Consider the following 1158-nt stretch of genomic DNA (forward strand, 5'->3'; position numbering starts at 1 on the left):
ATAACGTTGCCTAATTTTAGACCCAGTATCGTTGTGACAACAGTCATAATGAGTGTTTTGGGACTTTCAACCTTCAGCTAATCAATCAAAATAAGCTCTGAATCCGCTAGCTGGCGAGTTCAGAGCTTATTTGTTCTACTAGAAGAACTGAAGGTCGAAAGTTAAAATACCCACGTTACTCTTGCGACGGTAAGAATCGTCACCGTTAAACGAGTTGAAATGGTCGCACTCCAGCTGCCAGGGATTGCACTTATCTGGGGCCAAAGAACAGCCGGAGAGCCATGCTAGTAAGTGATCCAATATTGCAACCCGGCGGCGAGAATACCGCCGACCAATGGCCCGCACATTGGCACCCAGGCATAATCCCATTCCGCGTTACCTTTGTTTGGAACCGGTAAAATAGTATAAGCCAGCCGAGGAGCCCAGTCACGGGCCGGATTCAGCGCAAACCCTGTGGTGGTCCCTAAGCCCATCCCAACGACCATGATGAGAATCCCGACGATGAATGGCTTTAGGCCTTGGGTAAAGTTGCCCAAGTTGAGGAGGATAAAGACGAACGCCCACGTGGCAATGACTTCAGAGATGAAGTTGAACACGGGACTCTTGATAGCTGGGCGGGTCGCAAAGATACCAACCGAGTTGCCAGCAGCCTCATCCGGCGTTGCTTTAAAATGAGGATAGAACTGCAGAACGACTAACGCTGCCCCCACAAACGCACCCAAGAATTGGCCCAGTAAGTAAGGAACCACTTCAGCCCACGGGAAGTAACCAAATACGGCAAATCCAATCGTAACGGCCGGATTCAAATGCCCTTGTGACCCTAACAGGCCAGCTACATATACCCCCATCGTCACAGCCATTCCCCAGGCGACACACACAAACGTCCAGTTTGCGCCTTTCGCGTACGTTTTATTTAAATTGATACTAGCACCCGTCCCCGCACCGAGAACGATCAAAACCATCGTGCCAAAAAATTCACCAATAAAGCCACTCATACTAAAACACTCCTCAAATCGTTATGTCAAAAAATAAATGCTGAACCCAGTTTACCATAGCTAAAACGTTAACGGTGGGTTATTTCTGAAGTGCAAGCAAAATGTTAGACACTTTTCTAACCTAGGCAACTAGCATCTTCTGACAATACTCGACTGGGGTTAA

At 48.0% G+C, this 1158-nt stretch carries 1 protein-coding gene; it reads right to left on the reverse strand.

Annotation, left to right across the window (positions count from 1 at the left end; translation table 11 throughout):
* Positions 1-284: 284 nt before the first annotated feature.
* Positions 285-995 carry an MIP/aquaporin family protein gene (locus EKM89_RS13935; protein ID WP_125689359.1) on the reverse strand — a complete coding sequence of 237 codons (711 nt, stop codon included), beginning with the start codon at positions 993-995 and terminating at the stop codon, positions 285-287.
* Positions 996-1158 lie beyond the last annotated feature (163 nt).

Origin of the sequence: Levilactobacillus fujinensis, from assembly GCF_003946335.1 — a bacterium.
GTDB lineage: Bacteria > Bacillota > Bacilli > Lactobacillales > Lactobacillaceae > Levilactobacillus > Levilactobacillus fujinensis.

Coding starts and splice junctions, on each gene's coding strand:
- EKM89_RS13935 (WP_125689359.1), bottom strand. CDS start 995: ATGAGTGGCTTTATTGGTGAATTTTTTGGCACGATGGTTTTGATCGTT.